General features: G+C 60.7%; 25 protein-coding genes and 1 pseudogene. 12 read left to right on the top strand and 14 right to left on the bottom strand.

Going from position 1 to position 26209, the window contains the following annotated elements; genetic code table 11:
- Positions 1 to 32: 32 nt before the first annotated feature.
- The 3 genes from CVS28_RS01345 to CVS28_RS01335 are packed head-to-tail and all read right to left on the bottom strand — an operon-like array spanning position 33 to position 2656.
- Entirely contained in the window at positions 33 to 791 is a 759-nt protein-coding gene (locus tag CVS28_RS01345; protein ID WP_103480372.1) for an amino acid ABC transporter ATP-binding protein, read from the bottom strand.
- Positions 791 to 1693, bottom strand: coding sequence for an amino acid ABC transporter permease (locus CVS28_RS01340; protein WP_103480371.1), 903 nt, complete (start codon positions 1691 to 1693; stop codon positions 791 to 793). The genes CVS28_RS01345 and CVS28_RS01340 overlap by 1 nt, the downstream gene beginning before the upstream one ends.
- Positions 1694 to 2656, bottom strand: coding sequence for an ABC transporter substrate-binding protein (locus CVS28_RS01335; protein WP_103480370.1), 963 nt, complete (start codon positions 2654 to 2656; stop codon positions 1694 to 1696).
- 202 nt (positions 2657 to 2858) lie between these two features.
- Between CVS28_RS01335 and CVS28_RS01330 the strand changes: the two genes are divergently transcribed.
- The 3 genes from CVS28_RS01330 to CVS28_RS01320 all read left to right on the top strand — a co-directional run bounded on the left by CVS28_RS01330 (position 2859) and on the right by CVS28_RS01320 (position 5508).
- A complete protein-coding gene (locus CVS28_RS01330; RefSeq protein ID WP_103463959.1) occupies positions 2859 to 3536 on the top strand; it encodes a TetR/AcrR family transcriptional regulator in 678 nt (225 codons plus the stop codon).
- A gap of 38 nt (positions 3537 to 3574) precedes the next feature.
- Positions 3575 to 4792, top strand: coding sequence for an aminotransferase-like domain-containing protein (locus CVS28_RS01325; RefSeq protein ID WP_103463958.1), 1218 nt, complete (start codon positions 3575 to 3577; stop codon positions 4790 to 4792).
- A gap of 275 nt (positions 4793 to 5067) precedes the next feature.
- Positions 5068 to 5508: a VOC family protein gene (locus CVS28_RS01320; protein ID WP_103464114.1), complete on the top strand. Its 441-nt coding sequence runs from the start codon at positions 5068 to 5070 to the stop codon at positions 5506 to 5508.
- 119 nt (positions 5509 to 5627) lie between these two features.
- On the opposite strand, the gene CVS28_RS01315 is transcribed toward CVS28_RS01320, so the two are convergent.
- Entirely contained in the window at positions 5628 to 6206 is a 579-nt protein-coding gene (locus CVS28_RS01315) for a dihydrofolate reductase family protein (protein WP_103480369.1), read from the bottom strand.
- Positions 6207 to 6582: 376 nt separating this feature from the next.
- Between CVS28_RS01315 and CVS28_RS01310 the strand changes: the two genes are divergently transcribed.
- Both CVS28_RS01310 and CVS28_RS01305 read left to right on the top strand, forming a co-directional pair.
- Positions 6583 to 6987, top strand: coding sequence for a hypothetical protein (locus CVS28_RS01310; RefSeq protein ID WP_103480368.1), 405 nt, complete (start codon positions 6583 to 6585; stop codon positions 6985 to 6987).
- A gap of 139 nt (positions 6988 to 7126) precedes the next feature.
- Positions 7127 to 7423 (top strand): hypothetical protein, encoded by a 297-nt coding sequence (locus CVS28_RS01305; RefSeq protein WP_103463955.1) that lies wholly within the window; start codon positions 7127 to 7129, stop codon positions 7421 to 7423.
- 254 nt (positions 7424 to 7677) lie between these two features.
- Here the strand turns inward: CVS28_RS01305 and CVS28_RS01300 are convergent, their stop codons facing one another.
- The 4 genes from CVS28_RS01300 to CVS28_RS01285 form a co-directional block, all read right to left on the bottom strand.
- Complete coding sequence (locus CVS28_RS01300; RefSeq protein ID WP_103463954.1) at positions 7678 to 8247, bottom strand: dihydrofolate reductase family protein; 570 nt, start codon at positions 8245 to 8247, stop codon at positions 7678 to 7680.
- Positions 8248 to 8669: 422 nt separating this feature from the next.
- Positions 8670 to 9293: a YdeI/OmpD-associated family protein gene (locus CVS28_RS01295; RefSeq protein WP_103463953.1), complete on the bottom strand. Its 624-nt coding sequence runs from the start codon at positions 9291 to 9293 to the stop codon at positions 8670 to 8672.
- A gap of 110 nt (positions 9294 to 9403) precedes the next feature.
- On the bottom strand, positions 9404 to 10657 hold the full coding sequence (locus CVS28_RS01290; RefSeq protein WP_103480367.1) for an RNA polymerase sigma factor: 1254 nt from the start codon (positions 10655 to 10657) through the stop codon (positions 9404 to 9406).
- Between the two features lie 10 nt (positions 10658 to 10667).
- Positions 10668 to 11087, bottom strand: a complete 420-nt coding sequence (locus tag CVS28_RS01285; protein ID WP_093180496.1) for a YciI family protein — start codon at positions 11085 to 11087, stop codon at positions 10668 to 10670.
- 313 nt (positions 11088 to 11400) lie between these two features.
- On the opposite strand from CVS28_RS01285, the pseudogene CVS28_RS01280 reads away from it, so the two are divergent.
- Positions 11401 to 11816 (top strand): annotated as a pseudogene (locus CVS28_RS01280) (dihydrofolate reductase family protein).
- 867 nt (positions 11817 to 12683) lie between these two features.
- Positions 12684 to 13775, top strand: coding sequence for an SDR family oxidoreductase (locus tag CVS28_RS01275; protein ID WP_103463950.1), 1092 nt, complete (start codon positions 12684 to 12686; stop codon positions 13773 to 13775).
- A 1008-nt stretch (positions 13776 to 14783) separates the two neighbouring features.
- Here the strand turns inward: CVS28_RS01275 and CVS28_RS01270 are convergent.
- Entirely contained in the window at positions 14784 to 15203 is a 420-nt protein-coding gene (locus tag CVS28_RS01270) for a DUF4259 domain-containing protein (protein ID WP_103480366.1), read from the bottom strand.
- A 533-nt stretch (positions 15204 to 15736) separates the two neighbouring features.
- Here CVS28_RS01270 and CVS28_RS01265 point away from each other — a divergent pair.
- Together CVS28_RS01265 and CVS28_RS01260 are read left to right on the top strand one after the other, a co-directional pair.
- On the top strand, positions 15737 to 16204 hold the full coding sequence (locus tag CVS28_RS01265) for a hypothetical protein (protein ID WP_103463948.1): 468 nt from the start codon (positions 15737 to 15739) through the stop codon (positions 16202 to 16204).
- Positions 16194 to 16496: a transcriptional regulator gene (locus CVS28_RS01260; RefSeq protein WP_103463947.1), complete on the top strand. Its 303-nt coding sequence runs from the start codon at positions 16194 to 16196 to the stop codon at positions 16494 to 16496. The genes CVS28_RS01265 and CVS28_RS01260 overlap by 11 nt, the downstream gene beginning before the upstream one ends.
- Before the next feature lie 552 nt (positions 16497 to 17048).
- On the opposite strand, the gene CVS28_RS01255 is transcribed toward CVS28_RS01260, so the two are convergent.
- Positions 17049 to 17525: an FAD-dependent phenol hydoxylase family protein gene (locus CVS28_RS01255; RefSeq protein ID WP_243399620.1), complete on the bottom strand. Its 477-nt coding sequence runs from the start codon at positions 17523 to 17525 to the stop codon at positions 17049 to 17051.
- 227 nt (positions 17526 to 17752) lie between these two features.
- Between CVS28_RS01255 and CVS28_RS01250 the strand changes: the two genes are divergently transcribed.
- Complete coding sequence (locus tag CVS28_RS01250; RefSeq protein ID WP_165788023.1) at positions 17753 to 19528, top strand: plasmid pRiA4b ORF-3 family protein; 1776 nt, start codon at positions 17753 to 17755, stop codon at positions 19526 to 19528.
- Between the two features lie 72 nt (positions 19529 to 19600).
- Here the strand turns inward: CVS28_RS01250 and CVS28_RS01245 are convergent, their stop codons facing one another.
- The gene (locus tag CVS28_RS01245; RefSeq protein ID WP_103463945.1) at positions 19601 to 20512 is read right to left on the bottom strand and encodes a LysR family transcriptional regulator; all 912 of its coding nucleotides are present in this window, start codon (positions 20510 to 20512) and stop codon (positions 19601 to 19603) included.
- 161 nt (positions 20513 to 20673) lie between these two features.
- Here CVS28_RS01245 and CVS28_RS01240 point away from each other — a divergent pair, with 161 nt between their 5' ends.
- A complete protein-coding gene (locus CVS28_RS01240; RefSeq protein ID WP_103463944.1) occupies positions 20674 to 22056 on the top strand; it encodes an MFS transporter in 1383 nt (460 codons plus the stop codon).
- A 204-nt stretch (positions 22057 to 22260) separates the two neighbouring features.
- Positions 22261 to 23226 (top strand): acyl-CoA thioesterase, encoded by a 966-nt coding sequence (locus CVS28_RS01235; RefSeq protein ID WP_103480364.1) that lies wholly within the window; start codon positions 22261 to 22263, stop codon positions 23224 to 23226.
- 120 nt (positions 23227 to 23346) lie between these two features.
- Here CVS28_RS01235 and CVS28_RS01230 read toward each other — a convergent pair whose 3' ends face one another.
- The 3 genes from CVS28_RS01230 to CVS28_RS01220 form a co-directional block, all read right to left on the bottom strand.
- Complete coding sequence (locus tag CVS28_RS01230) at positions 23347 to 23583, bottom strand: hypothetical protein (protein ID WP_103480363.1); 237 nt, start codon at positions 23581 to 23583, stop codon at positions 23347 to 23349.
- 196 nt (positions 23584 to 23779) lie between these two features.
- Entirely contained in the window at positions 23780 to 24253 is a 474-nt protein-coding gene (locus CVS28_RS01225; protein ID WP_103480362.1) for a hypothetical protein, read from the bottom strand.
- Positions 24234 to 26180 carry a primary-amine oxidase gene (locus CVS28_RS01220; protein ID WP_103480361.1) on the bottom strand — a complete coding sequence of 649 codons (1947 nt, stop codon included), beginning with the start codon at positions 26178 to 26180 and terminating at the stop codon, positions 24234 to 24236. Before CVS28_RS01220 ends, CVS28_RS01225 begins: the two co-directional genes overlap by 20 nt.
- Between the last annotated feature and the right edge of the window lie 29 nt (positions 26181 to 26209).

Genomic DNA, 26209 nt, shown 5'->3' with positions numbered 1-26209 from the left:
GTCGTTGGCGGGCCTGCTCCACTGCAGCCGTGCTAGAGCACTTTGGCCAGAAAGGACTTGGTGCGCTCATGCTGGGGGTTGCCCAGCACCTCGTGGGGATCACCTTGTTCAACAATGACGCCGTTGTCCATGAACACCACAACGTCGCCCATCTCCCGCGCAAATCCCATCTCGTGGGTAACAACTATCATCGTCATCCCGTCCCGTGCCAGTTGCTTCATCACGTCCAGAACCTCACCGACCAGTTCGGGGTCCAAGGCGGACGTGGGCTCGTCAAAGAGCATAACTTCGGGCTTCATGGACAGCGCCCTGGCAATGGCCACCCGTTGTTGTTGCCCGCCTGAGAGTTGCGAGGGGTAGTTGTCCATGCGGTCGGACAGGCCAACTTTTTTCAACAGTTCCTCGGCGTGCGCTTGCGCATCCTTTTTGCTCATTTTGAGCAGTTTGATGGGTCCAAACATCACGTTTTCCTTGGCCGTCATGTGGCCAAAGAGGTTGAATGACTGGAACACCATCCCGATCTTGGAGCGGCGCCGGTTGATCTCAAGCTGCGACGCCTCCCGAAGCCTGTCCCCATACACGTCATAGCCGATCATGCGCCCGCCCACGGTAATGGCCCCGGAGGTGGTCATCTCCAAATGGTTGACGCACCGCAGCAGGGTGGACTTCCCTGATCCCGAGGGCCCAATCAGGCACACCACCTGCTGCTCTTCAACCGTCAAGTTGATGCCTTTGAGGACTTCCACCTGACCAAAGCTCTTGTGGACGTTGAGAAATTGCACTGTGGACATTATCGTTGGGCCTTTCCAAGCAGGAGGGCGTTGCCCTTGGAGTACTTCTTTTCCAGCCGGGACTGGCCCAGGGTCAAAATGGTGGTCAACAGGATGTACCAGAGGCTGGCCACGATGAGCAGCGGGATCTGCTTGAGATTCTGGGCGTAAATTTGCTGGGTGTTGTAGAGCAGGTCGCCAACACCGATGACTATCACCAGCGACGTGGTTTTCAGCATGGAGATGACCTCATTGCCCACGGGCGGGATGATGACCTTCATGGCCTGCGGAATCACCACGAACCTCAAGGTGCTCATGTGGCTAAAGCCCATGGCCCGGGATGCTTCTGACTGCCCTGCTGAGACACTGAGCAGCCCGGCCCGCACAATTTCCGCCATGTAGGCGCCCTCGTTCAGGCCAAGCCCAAGGATTGCTGCGGCAAACAAGGGGATGAGGTCATTGGTATTCCACTCAACGAAGGTTGGTCCCCACGGGATACCCAAACCAATTTTGGGGAAAAGGACCGCCGCGAAGCCCCAGAACAGCAACTGGACCAGCAGCGGAGTGCCGCGGAAGAACCAAATGTAGGCACCGGAGACGGCGCGCAGCAACCAGTTGTCTGACATGCGCATGACGGCCACCAGCAGCCCCACAACAAAGCCGATCACCATGGCGATGATGGTCAGTTCCAAGGTGACCATCAGGCCGCCCAGGATTCGCTTGTCAAAGAGGTATTTGCCCACCGTGGGCCAGCCAAATCCCGGATTAGTGAACAGGACATAGACACCATAAACAATGGCGAACAGCACCACAACAACGGCAACAAGCTGGCCCGGGCGGCGGCGCTTCAGGATCGGTTTGGTGGTCAGGGACAGGAAATCGTGGGATCGTTTCACCGGGATATCCACTACTGGTTCAGCCACTTAGCTCGCCACCGTCGGGTTAATCTCTGAGGTCGTGATGGAGGAAGGGGCCAGGTTCCAGGCGCCCATGATCTTGCCGTACGTGCCGTCATCCATGAGTGATTGGATGGCTGCTTGGAAGGTCTTGGCCAACTGCCCGTCACCCTTGGCCATGGCGACGCCCACCAGGGACGGATCCACCAGGATGGAGTCGATCTGCGCAAACGCCTCGGGCTGGATCTGTGAGTAGTAGGCCGTCAAGGCGTTATCTGCCAGCATAGCTTGGGCCCGGTTGGAGGCGATGGCCTGATTCGCACTGTCCTGCTGCGGCAGCAGCAGGGGCGTGATGGGTTCCTTCCCGGCTTCGAGGCAGGCCTTTTCAAAGGCCGGCATCACTGTCAATGCTTGGGTGGTGCCAGTTTGTGCTGTCACTGTCTTGCCACACAAATCAAGCTGTTCGTGGAAGTCACCCTCGGTGCCTCGCTTGACGAGCACTGAGGTGCCACCCTTCATGTAACTGACCATATCCACCACGGCAGTTCTGTCCGGGGTGATGGAGAAGGCCGCCCAGGAGGCGTCGTAACGCTTGGACTCCAAGCCGGCAAGAATGCCGTTGAAATCGCCCTTGGTGATCTCAACTTTGATGCCCATCTTGTTGGCAACAGCCAAGGCCATATCCGGCTCCAGGCCAATAATATTGCCGTTGTTGTCGGTGAAATCGATGGGAGCATAGGTTGGGTCGGTAACCAGCTTCATGGTTCCGGCCGCCTTGATATTCGCTGGCAGCAATGCCTGCACGGCAGCATCGGCCTGTACGGCCTTAGCCGCATCCTGGCCTCCCGCACCCAGCACTTGGGCTGTGCCTCCTGATGAGTTGACCACCGGTTCCGGGGCTTCCGAGTTGGTGCAGCCGGAAGCAGTGAAGACCAGAGCGGCGCACGAAATGACTAGTGCGGTCTTAGTCAGGAGGGTGTTCTTATTCATCAGGTCTCCAGTGGGGAAATGTAGAGTTGTGTAAATAATATGTGTAACTTATTATTTGTGTGACGGAGAGCACTGTCAAGCTCTCAGTTGAACCAACCCACTGTTTGCTGAAAACTAATCGGGCAGGCAGCGACCCGATCGAAGGCGCGCCGTGCAGCATCCGCGTTTGAGGATTCATTCGCAGAACTCTAAAGGGGACACCATGAACCAAGAGCCACGCAAACGGACTCACGCCGTGACCGATGAGGCCATTGCAGAGCGCCGCGAAACCATCGTGGCCCATGCCGCTGGTATCATCGCCACAAAAGGCGTGGATCGTTGCACCTTTGGTGCGGTTTCCGAGGCCACCAGCTTCAGCGTGGGAATGATCCAGCACTACTTCAGGACTCGCGAGCGCCTAGTGCTTGCCACGGTGGAGTACAGGACCGGCGCATCCGTGCGGGAATGGCAGAACATCCATTCAGCCAGCACGGGCACCCTGGAGCGGCTATTTGACTTGCTCACGTTCGCCGTCGAAGGTGAAACCAGCTTTGAGCAGGCATGGGGGTTTTGGATCGAGGTTTACTCGGCGGCACACAAGGATGAAAACATCCGGGTGCACGTGGCGACGGCTCTGCTCGCTTGGCGGGGCATCTTTGAGGCAACCCTCGATGAAGCCGTCAGGGAGGGATTGATCCGCCCCTTCCACGATCCCGAGGTGCTGGCCACTCTCCTACTTGCGGTGGTTGACGGGCTTGCCATCCAGACTCTCAACGGCATTTACAACCACAGCCCCGCAAAAATGATCGAAACCCTGAGGCGGTTCGCGGCCCACGAATTTGGCATTGACGAACAAGATTTTGTCAGCCACAAATCACAGGCCGCAACAGCCGCTCGCTAACCCCTGCCAGGCCCACCAACCACTTCCCAAAGGACGTCATGACTGAGATTGCCACCGCATCGTTGCACACCCACCGCTTCGCCGACAGGGCTGATGGCTACCACCCATCCCCCGTGCGCGAAGTTTTTGAAGTCTCCATGCAGCCCAACATGATTTCCCTCGCCGGCGGCAACCCTGACCTGACGGGCCTGCCCATTGGGCAGATTGCGGACATGGCCCACACCGTCATCTCCGAGCACGGCCTGGATGCCCTGCAGTACGGTTCGGGCGCCGGCACCCCCGAGCTGCAGGCCCTGATCACCCAAATCATGGCCGTGGAAGGCATCACGGCCCAGCCGGAAAACGTCCAGGTGACGTCCGGTTCGCAGATGGGGCTTGAACTTATCACCAAGCTGTTTTGCAATCCCGGGGATGTCATCTTGGCCGAGGGCCCTACGTATGTGGGCGCGTTGGGAACCTTCGAAGGCTTGCAGGCCGACATCGTTCAGGTCGCCATGGATGACAAGGGGCTCGTGCCGGAGCTGCTTTCGACCACCATAGATTCCCTCAAGGCGGCCGGGAAAACCATCAAGTTCCTGTACACCATCCCCAACTTCAACAACCCCGCCGGAACCACCCTTGCCGTGGAGCGGCGCCAACAAATTGTGGACATCTGCCGTTCCGAGAACGTGGCCATCGTGGAGGACAATCCCTACGGACTGCTGAGTTTTGACGGCTCGTACACTGCCGCCCTGCACACCTTGGATCCCGAGAACGTAATCTATCTGGGATCGTTCTCCAAGATTTTTTCTCCGGGGTTGCGCGTGGGCTGGGTCCTAGCTCCAGAAGAAGTGCGCCGGCGCCTCCAGCTGGCGGCCGAGGCCACCACCATTTGCCCCTCCGTGCTGAGCCAGATGCTAGTGGAAAGCTACATCACGGGATTCGACTGGCGCCAACACGTCAGGGAAGCCTGCTTGGTTTATGCCAAGCGGTGCGACGCCGTCATGACGGCCCTGGCGGAATTCATGCCGGCAGGCACCACCTGGACCAAGCCAAGCGGCGGATTCTTTACCTGGATCACCCTGCCGGAGGGAATTTCAACAGACGCCCTGCTCCAACCAGCCATTGCCTCCGGGGTGGTCTTTGTCCCGGGCAGCGCATTCTTCGCCCATCCGGCAGGCGAAAACCAGCTGCGTGTGGCCTTCTCCTTTGAAACGGAGGAATCCCTGCGTGAGGGTGTCCGCCGACTGGGCGCGGCCATGAAGACCCTGCGCTAATCGTTGCTGCGAGAGGGTTTGGGTGCTGGGGTACGACGGCGGCAACCGTTGGTCGTATCGAAAACGCAGGTGTATTGACGTCGAAATAGTCCAAGCAGAAGGGCACTTTTCCCGTCTCGGGATCGCACACCGGGCCCGCGCGTGATGCCCGGCAGAGCGTCCCTTGCTTGGGGACAGCTTCTGCCCGCGCGCCACGAGCCTTCCTGGCTGTGTGAATTCGCCGTAAGCTCGGTGTTGGGCCGTGTATGCAGAACGAACACTTGGAGGCTGTGCTTATGTCGCGGATCATTCGGTTCGACCACGTCGGTGTCACCGTTGAAGACCTCGAGAAGGTAGCGGCGTTCTTCGTCGGGCTAGGGCTCGAGATCGAGGGCCGGACATTCGTGGAGGGCGAGTTCATCGACACGGTCATAGCGATCCCGGATTCCCGCACAGAGATCTTAATGTTGCGAACGCCCGACGGCGGCACGGCCGTGGAGCTTTCCAGCTTCGTCCGGCCCGTCCCCAGGCAGGGCTCGCCGTACGCCATGGCCAACGAGCTCGGGTTGCGCAGTTTGTCTTTTGAAGTCGATGATCTCCAGGCGCAGGTCGATCGGCTGGCCACGGAGGGCTACGGGCTGGTCGGTGGCATCGGCGAATACGAAGGCATCTGGCGAATGGCCTACGTGCGCGGGCCGGAGGGAATCATCGTGGCTTTGGCTGAGCGGCTCAGCTGACCGTGAGGGTGCGGGCGGCGAATGGCCTGGTCTGCAGTTCCGGCCGGGGACCCTCGAGGAGACATCTGGGCGTCCCGGTAGGTGGGTCTCGTCCTAGTTGAACACTGTCAGGGCTTGGGTCAGGCGCGGTCGTAGGTGAGGACTCGCATGCCGGATTCGAGTAGGGTCTCGTCAACAGGCCGGAACATGTGGGACTGGAAAGGGCCATTGAAGAGCGGGATGCCGGATCCGATGATGGACCGATTCTGCTTGAGCACGAGCCGGTCAATCTCTGGCAGCAGCGAATGAGCCAGTGTGCCACCGCCCACCAGCCACAGGTCCTTGCCCGCTTCGGCCTTGAGCGCGCGTACGCGGTCCACGGCGCCGGAGCCGACAATCTCGACGGCGGGATCGCGGCTTTCCAGCGTGGTCGAGAACACGAGATGGCGCAGGTGCGGGTACGCGTCGGTGAGGCCCGCTGCAAGGCCTACCTCGTAGCTCGCACGCCCTTCCAGGACCGTGTCGAATGTCTGGCCGGGCCCGTCGATGCCCAGCGCTGCACGTGCTGGCTCGGGAAGGGTTTCGGGGTACTGCTCGACGATGAATTGGATGACATCGGGCGTGATCGGGAAGTAATCAGCCCCACTTGGGTCACCACCGTCCGGACCAGCGATATAGCCGTCAAGGGTCGTGGCCACGTAGTACACGAGTTTCCGCATGGGATGATCCTTCCTTAAGCGCTCAGCGTGTACCTAGCATGTCAACGACGTCGGGCGCAGGTCAACAAGCAACAGTTGCAGAAGACACTCCAAGCAATCAGGCGGTCATTCCCAGCATGCGGGAGAGCATTCACTAATTCGGCAGCTGCCCGCTAGAGGCTCCTTGCGCGGTTCAACATCGACCCAAATTCCCCCAACTGAGAATCTGCCATCTCTCGAAGGCGACTCCACTGGTTGTCCAAAGCCGTGTGCGCTGCACTGGGGCGTCTATAAGTGGAACCCTGGCTGGGACAGCGTGCATCGCATGTTGATGCCGGCTCTCTTGCAGTTCGTCTAGCCCGATACTTTGAGTCCACCGTTGAGGAAGTGTTTCACATTGCAGACCACTAAGCGCTTGCCCATTTCGACTACTAATATCGCTTTGGTCAGCACGTTCGTCGCTGGGGCAATTGCTACGGCCCTCACACAAAACTGGTCCTTTGCGGTTTTACTGCTCACTGTCGGCCTTTGCGGACTCGGCGCTGCACTGTACGCGCGCCGCCCAAACTCCCGCGACATCACTCGCCTCAACGCCATCGAGTACCGCGACGAACGTGACCGCGAGCTTGCGAAGCAAGGGTTTGCAACGGTTGGCGCTGCCGCCTTGATTCTTACCGTTTTTGAAGTTGTGTTGGCCCTAGTCTTTTTCAACGCGCTCGTCGCGCTCATCTCTTGTGCACAAATGTTTGCACTGTGCATCATCTGGGGCACTGCGAACTCAAACGCGGTGAAGCGAAGGTAGTTCAACCGTCCCGCGGGGAACGACCTACGCGGTTCGTTTTCCTGGGAGGCGTCGCTAAAGGTATCGCATGTTGGGAGACGGATTCATTGCAAGGTGCAGACGAAGTGTCGCTGTTCGGTACCGCCCGTAGGCTTGACTCATGAATAGCAAGCACTCGTCCGTTAACGAAGTCCGTGATGACATTCTCGTCGCGATTGCGGAGGTCCGCACCGTTGCTCGATCAGAGCACGACGAGCAGAGAAACTCCACCGCCGATTGGCTCGATGGGCAGTTCATCGACGTGACCGATGCGCGTACTCTCCGTGCGGCGGCCTCCAACGCTCTGACTCTGTACGCCGGGATGGGGTCTTTCGCCGACGTCGGAACGGCTGCATCGGCTCACGCGGTGGACCAACTGGCCGACGCCCTGCGGCATGCCCGAACTTTGGGTATCTAGGGAATTCATCGAATAACTAACGCTTAGTTTCCACCGTGTCCCACCACAAACCAGAATGAATGGTCTTTCCCTTGGATGACTAGTGCCGCCCCGAAAGGGGTGTCGCGTGTGAGGCTGTGGCTTGGACGTAGCTGAAGTCGTCGGGGCTTTGTTCTAAGCGTTTGCAGTGGCGGCCGAGAACGAAGAGTTCATCTCAGGCACGAAAACCGTTGCTTCGTCGCGAGGCAGCGACCAACGTGCCCGGACTAATCACGTCAAGCCGTTACTCGCGTAGGACGGTATCGCAGGGCGATCGCTCCCGACCGGAACTCATGGTGCCCCACGAGCTCGAGCTGGATGCGCTCGTGCAGACCGGCGAGCAACGTCGGCCCATGTCCGGCAAGGACCGGCTGCACGATGAACTCGTACTCGTCGATCAATCTCAGATCCGCCAACGCCAAGGGGAGCGTCACGCCACCAACCCACAGGCCCTCGCCTGACTCCTGCTTGAGCCGCTGAACCGTTTGCCCCAAGTCGCCTCGCACGAGCTCGGCATTCCAATCGACCCCGCTGAGCGTGCTCGAAACGACGTACTTCTTGGCCTGGTCGATGGTCTCGGCGAACGGGATTTGCCAACCATCCACCCAGCCAGGCCACGTGCCCGTGGCCGGCTTCCGCCACGCCGACTCCATCATCTCGTAGGTCACCCGGCCGAACAGCAGGGCATCGGCTCGCTCCATCTCAGCGGTCCAGTAGCGCATCGACTCCTCGTCCGGGGGGAGCCCTGCCTCGTGATGGCAGCAGCCGTCGAGCGTGACGTTGATCGAGTATCGAAGTGGTCTCATCTCGTTGCTCTCCCTTGATGTGCGCAGTGCGTTTTCGCCGAACCGACAGCTAGCCAGACCACGGCTTCGATTGAACCGCTCATGGTCCGAGGATAAACAACCTCGCCGCTTAGCGGAAGTGTCAGCGCACGAATCCGGCCTGGATACGCCCGCCGAGTGTGACGCTCGGATTCGTTCTCAACTCCGGGTGAACTTTCACAGATGGGGGGGTCGTTCACTGGAGTGTGTGCAGACGACTTCGGAAATTTGAGAAACTGTCGTTTCAGAAGTCGTCTGCACAAATTTCAGTACTCGCCTGCACAGGCTTCTGCGTCCGTAACAGGAACGTCTTGCGGAGCAGGACGCCGGTGGCGCTGTTTGCTTTGGGGTCGCCTGATTGGTATCGGCGCTGGCGATTGCGCCAGCAGCTCGAAAGCGCCGATCTATTTTTCGTATTTCCAGAATCGGCCCTTGCCTTCGGCGATCCACTCCAGGGCTTCAGCGACGCGCCGTTGTCGTGTGGCATCGGTCTTTGCACTTTCTAGCCACACGATATAGTTCTTGCGGAATGACGTTGATTGGTTTTCAAAAACTTGTTTTGCAACGGAATTTCTCGAAAGTGCTTCCAGAAAATATGCCGGAGTGTCCAATGGTTCGCTGCTCGGCGCAGCTTTGGCAGTCTTGTCGAGTTTTACGCCTTTATCGTTCAAATCCATCGCTTGTTTGACGAAGCCTGCGAGCTCTTCATCTGACGGCAACTCGGACATGCTCGTAATTCTGCTCATGAAGCGCTGACCCGGCTTCACCTTTTTGCCGCCAGCAAACCGGGGATCGCTCATAAATTCAGACTTTATGAATGTAAGCGAACAGTGATTCTTAGCTGAGGCCAGGACGCACATAAAATCGTTTTTGTAGTCAAAATGCGGGATAGCCCACTTAACTGACTCCACGACTTCGGGGCAGTTTTTATGGATCAACTCTCGAAGGTGATTGAGGATGGGTCTGGCAAAATCCCCAGAGTTTTCGATGTATTGGGTGACTTTTGCGTCAGCATTCTTGAGCGACATTTTACATATTCTCCTTCCGGTGCTTTGAAAATTCTTGACTGTAGCAACACTTAGCGGGACTGCTCTCGAGGAACATCGTCAGGTTGTGCTGGCTTGCTTTGGCATCGGCACTAGCAGTTCGAATGGGTCACACCGTTGATCTTGCGCTGAAACGCCGCGCTTTCGACTTCGTTGCCACACAGCACGATGGCCTGTTCGAGTGCTGCCCGAGCCTCGTCCGGACGGCCAAGTCGGATGAGTAGTTCGCCGCGGATCGAGGGGAGCAAGTGGGAGCCGGTCAGCTCGCCCCGTGCCGCTATCGCGTCGACCAACACGAGACCCTCAGCTGGACCGGAGGCCATCGCGACCGCGACCGCTCGATTGAGTTCGATGATGGGCGACGGCGTCAGCCGTCCGAGGGCTTCGTAGAGGATGACGATCCGCTGCCAGTCGGTCTCAGCAACCGAGCGCGCCAGTGCGTGACACTCAGCAATGGAGGCCTGGAGGCTGTATGTGCCCAGTCCACGTCCGGCCATGACCGCTCGTCCGAGTGCTGCGCGTCCGCGCTGGATCGCGGATTGGTCCCACAGCAGCCGGTCTTGTTCCTCCAGAAGCACCGGGTGGCCGGACGCGTCGAGTCGTGCAGGAAATCGGGCGGCAGTGAGTTCCAACAGTGCGAGCAGTCCGAAAACCTCGGGCACAGGCTTGAGCCGAACCAGCACGCGAGCTAGCCGGCGCGCCTCGTCGGCCAGATCTGTGCGAATCCACTCGTCGCCGCCCGATGCGAACGACCCCTCTGTGAATATGAGGTAGATAACCTGAAGTACCGAGCCGAGTCGCTCGGACAACTCCTGCGGTTCGGGCACAGCGAACGGTACTTGCGCGGCGGCCAGCGTCTTCTTGGCGCGGGTGACGCGCGCCTGAATCGTTGGCACGGGGACGAGGAAGGCTTTGGCTATCTCCTCTGTACTGAGTCCGCCGACGACCCGCAGCGTCAATGCGATCCGGGCCTCCTTCGACAGCACCGGATGGCACGAGATGAACATCAACGCCAACACGTCGTCGTCAATCGCATCAGGGTCGAAAAGTGCATCCACGCCGGGCAACTCCTCGTCGAGGTCTCGGGCAAGCAGGGCATACCGTTCGTCACGGGCGGACCGGCGCCGAAAGGCGTCGATGGCCCGGCGGCGGCCTGTGGTGAGCAGCCATCCGGTCGGCTGGGCAGGAACCCCATCGACAGACCAGGAGACTAGCGCCTCGGCAAGGGCCTCCTGCGCGAGGTCTTCAGCCAGCGAGAAGTCGCCTGTATATCGGGCGAGGGCGCCGACGAGGCGGGCCGAGTCCATACGCCACACCGCCTCGACGGCCCGCCGCGCCTCTGACATGCTCACTAGATCAGAGCTGCCCGGTCTGCTCGCGCCAGGCGCGCTCCTTTTGGATCCAGACGTTGTCCTGTGGGAACTCATCGATCGACGGCACGCGACGGATCTCGGTTTTGCTTCCCGCGGTCATCGGCGCGCGCTTGGCCCATTCGACTGCCTCCTGGATCGACGCCACGTCGAGGATGTAGTAGCCGTTAAACAGTTCCTTGGTCTCCCCATAGGGGCCGTCAGTCACGACCGGCGTGTCCTCCGTGAAGTCGACGACGACCCCTTTACTCGCGTCGTCGAGGCCTTCGGCCGCCAGCAGGACGCCGGCACGGATCAGCTCGTCGTTGAACTTGCCCATTGCCTCGAGGATCTCGGTGAAGTCGACGCTCGTGAAGTTCGCGAACGACTCGTCCGTCGCGCGCATGATCAGCATGTACTTGGCCATCTCGTACTCCTTGGTTCTGGAAAGTCGCCCTTCGACCTTCTCACCTATAGGTCGAACGGCGCTAGGCCAGATCGACACATGCTGAAGAAAATTTGCAGGTTTTCTGTGCGGAATGGCGCGCCACCGCATGATCAGCTTTCACCGGACAGCTCAGTTGAAACGAGGACCGAAGGCTATAGCATCCGAAACATTGGCAGACACGATATCGCCATGAGGGACAGGATGCTGCTGATCGTGTGCGGCACGACAGAGTTCCATGACGCCCGCAACTACTACAAGTAGCACTGCCATTGCACGTCATCATCCTTATCTTGTGCGTTTTCCTATCCTCGGCCGCACCGATGCGTTTCCCGCGCCCGGCGGCGACATCGGGTGGAGCGTCCCGAGCGATCAGCTATTTCGGTGGTGGCTCGATCAGGAGCGGGCGATCGGCTTGGTGCTCTATGGGCGCAAGCTGTGGGACGCCATGAGTTCCCACTGGCCGACAGGCGACCAGCAGCCCAATGCCACCCAGGCGCAGATCGAGTTCGCGCGGAACTGGCGGGACACGCCGACAGTGGTGTTCTCCTCGCCGACGGTGAAGGTGGACTGGAACACCCGTCTGGTCACCGGCGACGCGGTGGCACGCCGTTCTTCACCGCGCTGGATAGTTGGGTAAACCTGAATCTGGTAGAGACGCGGACCTTTCCCGGCGGGGTGGTGCTGACCAGGTACGAAAAGCGCCGCTGAGCGCGATTCCTCCGCGCGGTCGGGGAAGCGCTGCCACCACCAGCGGCCCCCTGTCGGTGGCTAGAAGATAGTCCGGAATGCGTTTGCGCACCACCCCGCGACTGCCAAAGGCAAGTGCCGCAAATTTTCCGCGACAAATCGTCGGGACGGGATAGGACCTCACGCAATCTTGGTGTGTGTCGTCTACCTAGTGAATGGGTCCTGCGGAATCTCCCTATGGCCCGTCAACAAAAAGGAGCTTAGCCATGAGGACAAGAATTTCACACATCAACTCTGAAGATGGAGGCCAGGTGGGGGCCCGGCGGTTCCGTAGAGCGCTGAGGATGAGTGCGCCAGTGCCCCGTAGCGGTCCTGCCACGGACACGGGCTCGGCCAACAACACTGGGGGAGCTCTGATGGGACCCGGGACGTTGGCGATGGCCATCTGGCCAGCTCGCTGAGACCGATCCCGGAGAAGCGATCCGCGCCCAGTCGCTCCCGGGGTTGGGGCAGAATCGGAGCCGACCGGCTTCCGCAGGGTATGAACGATTCTCCGTGGCCTGTCGAGCGGACTGGTCCTTGAGCAACGAGACAGCTTTTTCGCTCGCATCACGAATCCGATGCACTGCACTGCACTGCACTGCACTGACGATGCTGATGCTCGAGAAGAGGATGATGAGTAGTAATGCAACGAGCAGCCAAGTGATATCCATTCCCTAACTCTGTCAGGGCCCCGCAACAGAATCGAACGTCGGTTCTGCGTCCAACGGTTTGACGTCGCATCTGCGCCTGTCCCGTTGCAACTGGCAGCCTTGTTCTGCGGCCCGATAGCCTACCCCTGCGCGGATAGCCGGGAATATCTCACCTGTACCGTCGCTTGCCACCAGTATGACAATCGTGAACCAAACAGTCCAGGATGGACAGCGAACGGCGCTCGTGGTCGGAGCCTCGGGCATCGCCGGGTCCGCACTTGTGGAAACCCTCTCCGCCGCAGGCTGGTCGGTGCTGGCACTGGCCCGCAAGCCCGGCGCCAATCGCGACGGCGTGCGCTGGCTTTCCGCGGACCTGACCTCCCCCGAGTCTGTAGCAGCCATTCTCGCTCCGGAGCGTCCAACGCACGTGTTCTTCACGGCCTGGTCGCGGCAGGACACGGAAGAAGAGAACATTGCCGTCAACGCCGGGATGCTGCGCGGCCTCTTGGCCGCTCTTCGGGGCAAGCCCGTGGCACACGTGGCCCTCATGACAGGACTCAAGCACTACCTCGGCCCCTTCGAGGCCTACGCTGCCGGGGAGATGGCGGATACGCCGTTCCACGAGGAGGAACCGCGACTGCCCGTCCGGAACTTCTACTACGCACAGGAAGACGAGCTGTTCGCGGCATCCTCGGAACAGGGGTTCACTTGGTCCGTGCACCGCGCGCACACCGTCATTGGACACGCCGTAGGTAACGCCATGAACATGGGGCTCACGCTCGCCGCGCAGGCGACCCTGTGCAGGGCAACGGGAGAACCATTTGTCTTCCCGGGCTCCGAGACGCAGTGGAACGGGCTGACAGACATGACAGACGCCGGTCTACTGGCCGAACACATGCTGTGGGCTTCGACGACCCCCGGTGCTGCCAATGAGGCCTTCAACATCGTCAACGGGGACGTCTTCCGGTGGCGCTGGATGTGGCCGAAGCTCGCCGCCCATTTCGGCGTCGAATGGGAGGGGTACCATCGGGCCCCACGGCCCCTCGAGCAGGCGATGAAGGGGCGGGAGGACCAGTGGCGAGAGCTGGCACTGCGGCACGGGCTGGCCGAACAGCATCTGGACCGGATGGCTTCATGGTGGCATACGGACGGGGACCTGGGCCGCAACATTGAAGTGGTGGCAGACATGGGCAAAAGTAGGGCCGCCGGCTTTACCGGGTACCGCCGGACATTCGACGCTTTCATCTCGCTGTTCGACCGCTACCGAGCCGACCAACTCATCCCCTAAATGATGCCAGCCGCTGCCGGTGGCTGAAACACACAAGAGCTGTATGCGGGACCAACGTCCCCATCACGTCAAGAAAACCAAGAAATTCAGCACTCAGGAACCCTCCGGCTGGCCGGCAGCGCGGTGGTGTCGTGCTTGGTTGGGCAGGCCACTATCGACGATTCGGCTGCACAGATAAACGTGTGTCGAGGCCGCAGGACAAGAAATCTCAGCGGAACACAGCTTTGCCCCAGGTTGGGCGTCAGTTTTGGGTTGACCCATGGTCGGCATCTGTGGTGGCTCCGCATGGCGCCCGCCCGCAGCGCAGGATGCTCCTCGAACTCGGCACATCGGGCACCTCTCTGAGGCAATCACCAGGAAATGTCCGTCGTGGAAGCCACGGAGGGCCTCCTCGATATCTGCCCGCAATGCAAGTATCGTGCCGGCCTGATGCCCCATCCGGGGAAAATTGTCCTGCATGCGGAGCGCCGCATAAGACGGTCCCGGGCTGGTGGTGCGCGTTGGTTAGGAAAGTTCCCCTTGTTGGTGACGTCGTCCCGTTTTCACTTCCCAATGGCAAGTATGCGTAGTGCCGGGCGCTACGAGACAGTTCAGTGTCCTTCTATGCTGTCTATGCTGTGATGTCATCGGTTCCAAAGACTCCACCCGAAGGTAGTCGCGATTTTTTATTCACCATTGACGTTTATTCTGATGTTCTCAGTTCTCGCGACAGTCCCGTGGTTGGGCATGATCCCGGTCTTGACGAAGACGATGACTGGCCACCGCCTAGCTCGATCAAAGACTGGGTTACTGGACATTACAGGATCTATTACAAAGGGGAAATGCGATGGTCACAGGACAATGAACATGAGGGACTTGAAATAACAGCGGCTTGGGATCGAGAAGCCATTATTGACAGGCTCTTGGTGTGCTGTCAAAGCAATGACGTCTAGAAATCGACGGGTCTTGTGCCACAGAGTGGCTGTGGCCAACTCGTTTGCCCTAGAGGCTACAGCAGCTGCCGAATCCTTAGTCGCCTAGACGCGAACGCCAGTGCGATACCTCGGCGCTAAACTCTGGGAATTCTCCTGATTCTTCCCACAGTTCTGCCAACTCATTGCCTCTCACGTCCTGCATCCGGTCTAGTACCTGTGATGCCTTCGTTCTAAGACGCTCAGGCACCGGATCGTTTGTTCGTGGCCAAGGTAATAGCACGTCCGTGGTTTTGCTTCCGAGCAGAGATGGTTCCTCCCAGGCGGCCACGAGTGCGGCGGCTGCGATTCCCACTGCCCCCGCCGGCGCCTCGATCTCATCTAAAGCGTCTAGTACAAAATCCAAGGCAGCTTCGAGAACTGGGACAATCTTCGCGAAGGTGTCAGCGTTGTCAAGCTCGTAGAGATAGTCAGCGGCGTCGTCGTTACCAAAGACTGACGCGTCCCATGTACCCATACGTTTCGAACCCCTCACTTGATGCTCAACCAGCAAAATGTGGCTTGAAGTGAGTCTGCCATACGGGAGCAGGGCCCTGATCAGTTTCACTCAGAGCTTTTGTGGCATCGATTGAACAGGCCGATGCCCTTCTTTCAGGGAACGCGCAGTGGGACGGCTCTTCGTCGGAGGTTAGTGATGTGCAGTGGGCGGTGATCGCCCCGCTGTTGCCGTCGAATGAGGGGCGGTGTGGTCATCCGTTAGGTGGTGACGGTCGTGTAGCGGACGGGGTCATCCATCGGTTCCTTGCAGAAGCACGGTTCGCGGCAGCTGTTGCTCGACCGCACCCAGGCCTGGACGAATCACTGCATGCCGCCGGCGCTATTGGCTTCCCTGCTCGCAACCTTGGCAGGGATCAGGGATGAAGCTGGTTTCGTCGTCACGATCGATCGTTGAGCAGAACAACTGGTCTGGGAAATCGTGAAGCGGTTGCTGATGGTCTGCAAGTCAGCACGAAGTTGCTTAACCGCAAGTAAAGTGATTGACTCAACCGCATGGAAAGTCAATTGGAGAATCCACGGGACCCAGCATCCGTGCGTGAGTCGCTCAAGGCGATCAGTACCGACCGTGATCGGATCGGTGAACGAGTCACTGCAGAAACGTGGTGGGTTGCACCTGCGCAGGGCTTGGGCGCTGCGCTTATCATCGTGGCCCCCGCGGCCGGGCTGGCATGGGCATGGCTGCCCTTTGTGCTCAGCATGGGGATCTTCATCGGTGTTGAGGTGCTTTTCCGCAAGCGCAGTGGCCTCGGCATTACCCGACCGGCGGGTCCTCGCGGGCTCTGGTTGTTGGTTGCGCTCTTCGTAATCATTTTCTTCTCGCTGATGATCAGCCTGGTGCTCGCGCTGCTCGGTCTGATCGGGTGGATTGTCGGCGTAGCTGTGGCCGCGGGTGTCGCCACCGCACTCATCATCGTGGAATATGACCGCGCGTATGCTGCCGAGGTGCGCCATGCGGGCTGAGCCCTACTTTAATGAGGCGATCCACGCACCAACCCGGCTGCGCCTGTGTGCAATGCTGCGCCCGCTTGCCGAGGCGGACTTCGCTGCAATTGCCGCAACCCTGGAGATCAGCGAGGCCAACCTGTCAAAGACCGTAAGAAACCTCGTCGAAATCGGCTATCTCGTCACAAGCAAACAAGCCTCCCCGCAACGTACGGACGCGCGCCAGACGACAACGGTCAAGCTCACCGCGCAGGGTCGCCGGGCCTTCGATGGGCACCTCGCGGCGCTGCGGTCGATGGCCGGTGACTAGGGCATGTCTCCCATATCCGCCTTGATTGACGCACGACCATAGGCATGACTCTTCTGTTCCAGGGTTTTCATCGTTTGAGTGATGTGCATCGGGCGGTGACCACCCCGTTGTTCCCGTCGGATCAGGGGTGGTGTTCTCATCCGTTCGGTGATGACCGTCGTGTCGTGGACGGGATGATTTGCACGCGACAAACGCCAGCACCCCGGCCAGGGTCCCGCAAGAGGGTCCTTGACCGGACAAATCCCGTGCTGACCTGCAGTGTTGTCGCGCCTCGTATTGGGCCGTCCCGTAAGAGCCGTCCGGTGTTGCTTCGATCGATAGAATCCCGCGGGCCCTGTGCGGGACACTATTTCAAGGTCATTCAGACTTCGTTAGTCGTGGTGGCCACGCAAGAAGTGAGCCCTCTGATGGGACATCCATGCCCGCCCACTTTAACGCCGCGGAAGCATGATCACATCGAAGAAATCGGCCAGCTCCCGGGCGGACCACCACCACAGCACCGCCGCGGTCAATCCCGCGAGCCTCAAAGATGTCATTGGCCGGATCCGATGCTTAGACCAGCTCGTAGTCGACGAGCCCAAACGGGGCGGTGCGCGCCATGAACGTCGCTGGCACATGACGCAGGTCAACGCCCTCAAAGTCCTGCTGGGCAATGAGCTTCACGTCAAACTCCTTGTCGATGTCCGCCCCCGCAGGAGTGTATTTCAGCAGCGGCGACTCGGTAGATGCGGACAGCCACCGGGCCCAGTCCGCCAGAAAGGACCGTTCCCGCACTGCCGCGGCATCCGCAAAGGCGTAGATGCGCCAGCGGCCGTCGGCCCGGTGGTGGCGGCCCAACTGCGCCGGGTTGGAGTCAGCCACCCTGACCACCGGCACCGACTTGAACCGTTTGCCGACCGGGAATCCGGTGGCCAGCTTCTGGTGCACGGCGTCAGCCACGATCATGGACGGCTGGGACTGGGCCATGAAGCCTGCCGGAAACTCGAACGTCCGCACATAGATGTCCTCCAGCTCTGCGGAGTCCTCCATGTCCTCCTGCCGCATTGCCGTCAGCGCGGACCACTGAAAATCAAAGGAGAATCTCTGTGATCATCATGTGTCATCTGGGCACCCCCATCAAGGGGCGGCCGCGCTCCCGGCGTGCACGACGGCGTGACTCGCCCAGGCGCCCGCCCCGGCCCCACGCCGCAATCCGGTTACGGTTACGGTTACGGTTACGGTTGAACTTAACAGTCTCCGTCCCTCGAAGGAATCACGTGGCTAAGAAGTCCCAGACGTCCCGCTCCGGCATTCCGGCAGCATCCGCCAAGCCCAAATCAGTGCTCTCCTTCACGGATGCTGTGGCGCAGCGGGCACTGGATCCCATCATGCCCGGATTCCGCGCCTGGGCCGACGCAGCAGGCGTGGACCCTGAACAGCTCGACTGGCTTTGCGAACTGTTGATGAACTTCTTCAAGAACTACGCCCAAAGCGTCCCTGCCGTGGATGCAAGCAACCTTGAAGTCCCCATGACGGCTAAAATTCTTGAATCTGCGGGGGAATTCCACCCTGAAATGCGGCTAGGCATCGGTCTGGCCCTGAACACGTACCTGCAGTTCCTGTCATCAACACTTGCCTGGACGGGGACCCAAAACGATCTGGCACAGCTGTTGCACATGACAGGCCCGGAACGCGCGGCAGCTAGCAGCGCGCTTTCGAAATATGTGGCTCTCCCGCAGCTCACGCCGCAGGAGGCTGGCGCCGCACGCGCGGAACTGGTTTTCGTGCAACGCGCCGTAGCACTGCTGGCCTGGATTGGCGAGGGCCGCAAGCTCACAGACTCGCGGCTTTTGCTCCGCAAGGACATCGCCGAGGCCGCCGCCTGCGTCGGCATGAATGCCGTCGGATCAGCCACGTCCAGGCACGATCCCATGGCAGCCCCTGACGCGCCACGGCGGGTGACCTCCATGGTCCAGCTGCCGCGCCTGATGCAATACTGGCAAGCGCTGATTGATGCGAGGTTGATTGTTGTCTCGGCGAACCACGTCAAGGCGAGCCGAATCGGCAAGCAGCTGCGCACCAATCCTGCCGGCGCCGAGCATGACACCGAGGTGCTGGCCTACTTCCTGTACTACGACTTCGTCATCCCCTACGGCGCCTTTGACCCCGAAGAATCGATCCATGCCTTGGTTGCCATGGCCCTGGCGGACGCCGCGTCCAACAAGCCCGTGGAAGCGGACACCCTCTTTGGGCCAAGTATCCTCACCGATCCCAGGGCATTTCAGGCAGTGATGGTGGGTTCGCAGATCCGCCAGGCGGCCGAGGAGGGCCTGGTGGAGATCGGCACGCACATCGTGGTCCCGCCAACCCTGCGCAGTCCACTCGCCTCCGCGCTAAGGCTCCTCGATGACAAGACGGAGGAACTCGCAGCGGAGGCCGCAGCGCAGAACCGGGCAGCCACCCGTGCGCCGTCGGAAGCCACCTACCAGCTCAAAATCCAGATCGATGGCATCACTCCGGCCGTGTGGCGCCGTGTGCATGTTCCCGCCGAGATCGCCCTGGACGAGCTTCACCAGGTCATCCAGCGCCTGTTCGCGTGGGAGGACCGCCACCTGCATGAATTCCGGATCGGTGATCACACCACAGGGGTTCACTATGCCCCCGACGAACCCGAGGCCGATCATTGGGGTACGCCTCCCTTGGATGAAAGGGATGTTCCCTTGAATTCCTTGCTATCGGCACCCTCTGACGCCATGCATTACCAGTACGACTTTGGCGACGATTGGGAGCACACCATCACGCTGGAGGAAGTCTTGCCAGCGGCTGAGCCAGGAAAGCTACCGCAGCTCACCGAGGGCGCCGGACACGCACCACAAGAAGACTCATTCGGTCCGCACGGTTGGATGGACAAGGTGGCCACCTCCCGCGATGCCAACCATCCGGAGCACCGGAACATCCGCGCGTGGCTTGGGCTGCGCAAGGGCCAAGACATCGACCCGGACTCGTTTGACGCAGCGGCCGTCAAAAAGCGGCTGAATGGGCTGGCTCTCTAGACCTGCAGGCTGCAACTACGGCAGCCTTGCTGCGTGGGCGGCGGCTGCCTCCAACACTCAACAGCGGCCAGGCTAGTCCGGCGGAACCCTGAACGTCTCGACAGTAAAATCAAGCAGTGCCTGCGCGCGGGGACTGAGCCGGGAACCCTCGAGCCAAATAGCCGACATGGTGGTCTGGCTGACCGGTGGAGACAGCGGGCGCACCGCCACCGGGAGTCCCTCCATGGAGATCGGTGACCAGTTCGGACGGGACATCAAGAGCCCGTAGCCCAACCCGCGACCCACCAGGGCTTGGACCAGAATGATCTGTGGCATGTGCGCCACAATGGTCGGGCGAAGGCCTCGGTCCGCAAAGACCCGGTGGGTGTTGGCCGTACTGGGGCTGGAGTCGTACATGATCAACGGTTCCTGGGCCAGCTCAGGCAAATCGACGGTTTCCTGCCGCGTCAGCGGATGGTCAACGGGCAGCACCGCCTGCAGCTCGGTTTCATAGATGGTTTGGCGCTGCAATCCAAGCGGCAGCTGCATGTCGTAAACAATGGCCAGGTCCAGTCGGCCGTTCTCCAACGCGGGCAGCAACTCGTCATGTGTGCCCACCACGACCTCCACATCCACGCCGGGATGGAGTTTGGGGAATCCTCCCAATATGGCGGGCAAAACACTGGCGGCGAAGCTGGCGAAGCAGCCCAGCTTGACCGGTCCCTTCAGCTGCCCGGCCGCCCCGCTCATCTCAGCTACCAGGTCCTCCGCCTCGGTCAGAAGCGCCCGGGCCCGTACAGCAAAGTATTCCCCGGCAGGGGTCAGCTTCAGTCCCCTCGCCTTGCGGCGGATGCACAGCTGCTCGCCTACCGCGCGTTCCAGTCGTGTAATTGCCTGTGAGAGCGCGGACTCGGAGAAATGCAGGGAGGCTGCCGCGTCGCTGAGCGTGGAAAAGTCTGCCAGCGCCACAAACAGTTCCAACTGGCGCAGAGTGAACTTGGACAAGGCATCCTACTTTCATAAAACCGAATAAGTTTGACTACTTTCATAAGTTTACTCACGGTAATTTTACTGTGACACTGATTACATACCGTCACTCGGTCCGCAACCGCAATGGTGCGCAGGGGCCGGCCGGTATCTTCGGACCAAATTCAAGGACTACAACCATGAGCAGCTCAAGAGCAGTCGACACACGGCGCACGCAGAGACGCGTCGCGTTTGCAACCCTCATCGGCACCACCGTCGAGTGGTACGACTATTTCATCTACGCCACAGCCGCCGGCCTGGTGTTTGCCCAGCTGTTCTTTGGGCCGGCTGGCGCCCAGATCGGTCTGCTGCTTGCCTTCGCTTCCGTGGGCATCAGCTTCCTGTTCCGCCCACTCGGCGCGTTCCTGGCCGGCCACTACGGCGACAAGATTGGCCGCAAGGCCATGCTCGTGCTGACCCTTTTGCTGATGGGCCTCAGCACCATGCTCATCGGCTTGCTGCCCACCTATGCCACGGCGGGCGTGCTGGCTCCCATAATGTTGCTGATCCTGCGCATCCTGCAGGGCATCTCGGCAGGTGGCGAATGGGGCGGCGCCGTCCTGATGGCTGTTGAGCATGCACCCGCCAACAAGCGCGGACGGGCTGGCTCGTTCCCGCAGCTGGGCGTCCCCTTGGGTCTGCTGCTGGCTTCCGGCGTCACGGCGCTGATGACAGGGGTCATCGCCCCCGGCGACGCTTTCCTGGAGTGGGGCTGGCGCATCCCGTTCCTGCTCAGCTTCGTCCTGATCGGCGTTGGCTACTTTGTGCGCCGCGCCGTGGAGGAGAGCCCGGTTTTCCTGGAAATCGCAGAAATGAAGCTGCAGCCCAAGGTTCCCATCCTCGAGCTGTTCCGCAAGCATTGGCGCCTGGTCATCCTGGCTGCTCTGGTTTTTGTCGGCAACAACGCCGTCGGCTACATGGCCACGGGAGGGTTCATCCCCAGCTACGCCACCAACCCCGACGGCATCGTGGGCCTGGGGAAGACCCCCGTATTGCTCGCCATGACATTTGCGGCAGCCATGTGGCTCATCTTCACGGCTCTGGCAGGCGGCATGGCCGACAAAATTGGGCGTAAGCGCACCTACATTATCGGGTACACCGTCATGGCCCTCACGGTGTTTCCACTGTTCCTGCTGATCAACACCGGCGAACTCTGGGCCCTGTACCTGGCGCTGCTGCTGCTGACCTTTGGCCTCGGCCTGACCTATGGCCCGCAGGCCGCCTGGTACAGCGAGATCTTCCCGGCCTCGGTGCGTTTTTCCGGCGTTTCCATCTCCTACGCCCTCGGCGCCATTCTGGGCGGGGCTTTCTCCCCCTTGATCGCCCAGTGGCTGCTGCAGGCCACCGGCACCAGCCTCGCCATCTCCGGCTACCTGCTGCTCACCACGCTCATCGGCCTGGCCGCGGTCATCATGCTCAAGGACCGCTCCGGGATAGACCTCAGCATTACCAACCAGCACGAGCAGGAGGTTGGCGCCACCATCTTTGACAAGCGCAAGCCAGCCGCTGCTTCTACGCGGTAATATCCAAGAGAATTACGACGGCGGCACCCACCTTGCGTGGGTGCCGCCGTCGTCCTTTGTCCAGGGTGGCCAGGGTGGTTGGGCTGGCGGTCTGGCTGCCACGCTCGGAACCAAAGGATTTCAAGAGGAATGAATGTGACGGGAGAAACAGCGTATGAGACTTGTTCGCATTTAGACCTTCCATCACTTCAATAGACTTGTTTCATGAGCGAGACTGGCGCCAATTCCGTGACCCTTCGTTTCCTTGCGGCCCCCACTGACGTCGGCCACAGCGGCTCTGTGGATGCCGGCACTGTGCTGGAGTGGGTGGACAAGGCGGCCTACGCCGCTGCGGTGGGCTGGGCTAAGTCCTATTGCGTGACAGCCTATGTGGGCAACATCCACTTTGCGGACCCTGTCAACAGTGGAGACATGGTGGAGGTGGAGGCAACCATTGTCTACACCGGACGGTCCTCGATGCATATTCGCACTGTGGTGTCCTCGGGCGACCCCAGGGGCGGAATCCCCACGATGCGCAGTCAGTGCATCGTGATATTCGTGGCCGTGGGCGCGGACGGCAAACCAACCGCTGTGACACCCTTTGAGCCCGCCACGCAGGAGGAGATTGAACACCGCGACAACGCCCTGGCCCGGATCAAAGTCCGGGAAGAGGTCGTGGCGGCCATGAAGGACCAGGAATACACCGATGCGGGGACGGCCGAGCGTGTGGTCCTGAGATTCATGGCCGCCCCCACGGACGTGAACTGGGGCGGCAAGGTCCACGGCGGGATCGTGATGAAGTGGATCGATGAAGCGGCCTATGTGTGCGCATCACGCTACTGCGGGACTGACACTGTGGCGGTATTCTCCGGCGGCGTTCGGTTCTACCGGCCGCTGCTGATCGGCCACTTGGTGGAAGTCGAGGCCCGGCTGGTCTACACGGGAACGAAGGGCATGCACATCGCAGTCCACGTCAGGTCAGGCGATCCCAAAGGACATGAGATGAACCTGACCACCTACTGCCTGACCGTGATGGTGACACGGGACGACGCCGGCAACTCAGTGCCGGTTCCGCACTGGGTTCCCCTGTCAGATGAAGACAAGCACCTGCACTCCCATGCCCGGGATCTGCTCGAAATCCGCGGCCGTGCGCCGGGAAACAGGCTCCCAAACCACCTCCTGCCGGAATGACGTCCGACTACCGGGGTCTGACTCTCGCGCGCATCAAGAGCGGCGGCCTTCGTGCATTCTTCACAGAAAACCTGGTAGAGCCGTAATTCACGACCACCCCATACTGGGGGCTTGATCGGGTCATCGAACCGAATTCGGATTCCCGTCGCGTTGTAGGAGGCATTCGCGATCTCTGGTGCCAGACCGGGCAGCCATGACCGCGAAGGTGGTGACGGCCCGGCCCGGAAAACTCAGCTTCATGATCCACCCAAAAGGGATTACGGCCAGGTTGCTTTCGGCGGCGCTGACCACACTGTAGTGCTGCGGCAGAAACTGGAGCACGACGTCGATGCCGATGTAGACGGCGACACCGGCCATGGCTGCGGTGGCAAACCGCCGTCGGGCATTGTCAGGGGACTGCGGCCTTATGGCTCCAACTATGCACACCGAAGTGCTTTCCCGCGTGCGGCTCCGATCCTTCCCACTTCACAACTATTTACAATGCCGTTGACTCAGTATTCTCCTGGAGCTGATTGAGCAGCACGCAGTTGGCTTGGCCCGGCGTAGGAACCAGCTATTGCGCGGTGCATGTTCGCGAGCGCCGCATCACCAACGCCGCCAGCATTGCCACGGCCAGTTCAAGGGCTACGATGCCCAACATCGCGGAAGGCTGCGGATGCGAGCCAGCCGTCCGGGTGACCATCGACCCCACACCGGCGTGGTGGGGCCCCGCCATGGAACCCGGCCCCAAGAGAAATCCAGTGTGCACGGCCACCATGACCAGGGACATCACGAAAAGACCCTGCACTGCCCGCTCGTGGCCGCGGCGCCACATGGCCACGGCGCACGGAAGGCAGACGGCGGCCATGAGCAGCATCAACGCACTTTCCCACAGCATGGCGCGGTGCACCCACGCCATCAACACATGTGCCCCGACGGATGCCACTGCGACGGCCGCGCACAGGCGGACCGGCAGCCCGGCCCGCCCGTCTCTAATGGTTCTGGCACTGCTGGCCCTGTTTACCGTGTCAGCAGTGGCAGTTGTCATCGCCGCCAGCTCCACCACAATGGCTGGCACCGGCCGGGCTGCTGGCCGGCACGTCAAGGACCGGGCTGCGGTCAAAGAAGCCCTCCGGGCGTAGTTTGAAGCCCACAGTGTCGACAGGCATGATGGGCCAGTCCTCCACGCGAGGGAAATGCGTCAGCCCAAAGGTGTGCCAGAGGACAATGTCCTGGCCGTCGAGATCACGGTCCCCCGCAATGAATGACGGCAGCCCCGCCCCGCCTGAATGCTGGTTGACGAAGTCACCCGTCGGGTAGCGCTCCTCCTGCGCAAATTGCGTCACCCACAAGTCTTTCGTGGCAAATGTGGCACGCTGGGCCACCGAGGATTCCGGGTCAGCCAACAGCATGGGCTGGCCCTGGGGATGAAGCTTGTAGGCCACCGGCTCCCCCAGCCGATTCAGTGAGGTTGGGTTGGAAACAACCCAGGTCCGGCCGGCGCGCATGTCCGCCTCGCGGACCGCCTGGGACTCCGTGGCCAGAACGGTGCGCTTGCGGGTGAATGCGTTGCCGCGCTCGTTCCCGACGCCCATCGGCACGCGAACCACGTCTTCCTCTTCCACCCTATTGACCAGCCCGTCCACGGCCATGTCAAGGCGCGCCCCGAACAGGTGCTGGTGGTACGGCGCGCCGAGCCCCGGCGCCAATTCGGAGGCATAAGGGTACCCCTTGCCGGGGTAGGCGCTGGTGAAGACGATGCCGGTGGCCTTGGCCTCGAACTCGATGGTGCCATCCAGGTAGAGGTACCAGTAAAAGCCGTAGTCGTAGTTGCCAATGGTCGTGAAGAAGGAGATCACCATGCGGCGGTTGCGCCGAGTGTAGTCAATCCCGGTCCACAGATCCGAATGCTTGGAGAGGATGGACCAGTCTTCCTCATGCATGCAGATGCCGTTGCGGATCTCGCGGGGGTTGCCGAAGGCGTCGCTGATGACGGGGCTTAGGTAGGTGATCTCGCCGAGGCAGTCGCAGCCAAGCTCCAGGGAGTTGGCGTATTGGCCCACCTGGTATTCGCCGGTATCGAAGTAGTTTTGCCAGGACCGCACGGGAGAGGGGTCGCCATAGGGCACCACCATCTCGGCGATGGATGCGCGGTTGATGATGGAACGTTTCCGCCCGCCGTCATTGAACGCCAGGTTGTGCAGGACCACTCCTTCACGGGCGTCGAACCCAACGTCAAGGCTCCACTTCTCCCACTCGATGTGGTTACCGCCTGTGAGTACAAAACTGGGGCCATCAGGTTGCGTGATGCTGATCGGCTTTTGTGTTTCCCGCAGGGGACCAGTCAGCCCGGGGTCCGCGTAGTTGCCATGTTCGGCGGGGACGGGGACCGCACCAAAGTCCAGCACCGCATCAACGGTCTTGTTGGTCACATCAACGTAGGCAACCAGGCCGTCCACCGGGTGCGCCCAGGCGCTGTCTTCCGGGAAGTCCTGAACAAAGGCAAGCCCGCGCAGAATGCGTCGTCCCTTTTCTTCGGGGTAGTCAAAAACACCCGCGGACAGGGGTGCCACGCGCACCTTGGCAACGTCCAACTTTCGAACCGCAAGGGCCTTTAGCCATTCGGGGTGCGTGGCAAGAATTTCCTCCACCGCAGCGAACTCTTCTTCCAGAACGGGCAGCTCCCCCGTGACCGCCGTGTCCAGCTCGACGGCGGACTCCACGGTGCCGCTGGTCACCGAAACCACAGCATCCTTGGGCACACCGCCGGAAACGTCGTGCAGAAAAACGCGGTATCGGCGGTTCACTGACGAGTCGTCCTGCTGCCCCCGAGGTGGATCCAAGAGACCCAGATAAGCGATGCGCGCTGACTCCCCCAGTAGCCCGGCGGTCTGAAGGATTTCTCGCACGGAGGTAATTTCAGCGGCCGAGGCCAGCGCGAGTGGCGCGACGTCGACGTCGTTGGTGACTGTCATGACTGCTCTTTTCGTGGGTGGGCGGCCGG

Source organism: Arthrobacter glacialis (assembly GCF_002909415.1).
In the GTDB taxonomy this organism is placed as follows: Bacteria; Actinomycetota; Actinomycetes; order Actinomycetales; family Micrococcaceae; genus Specibacter; species Specibacter glacialis.
This window is presented reverse-complemented; position numbering and strand designations above follow the sequence as displayed.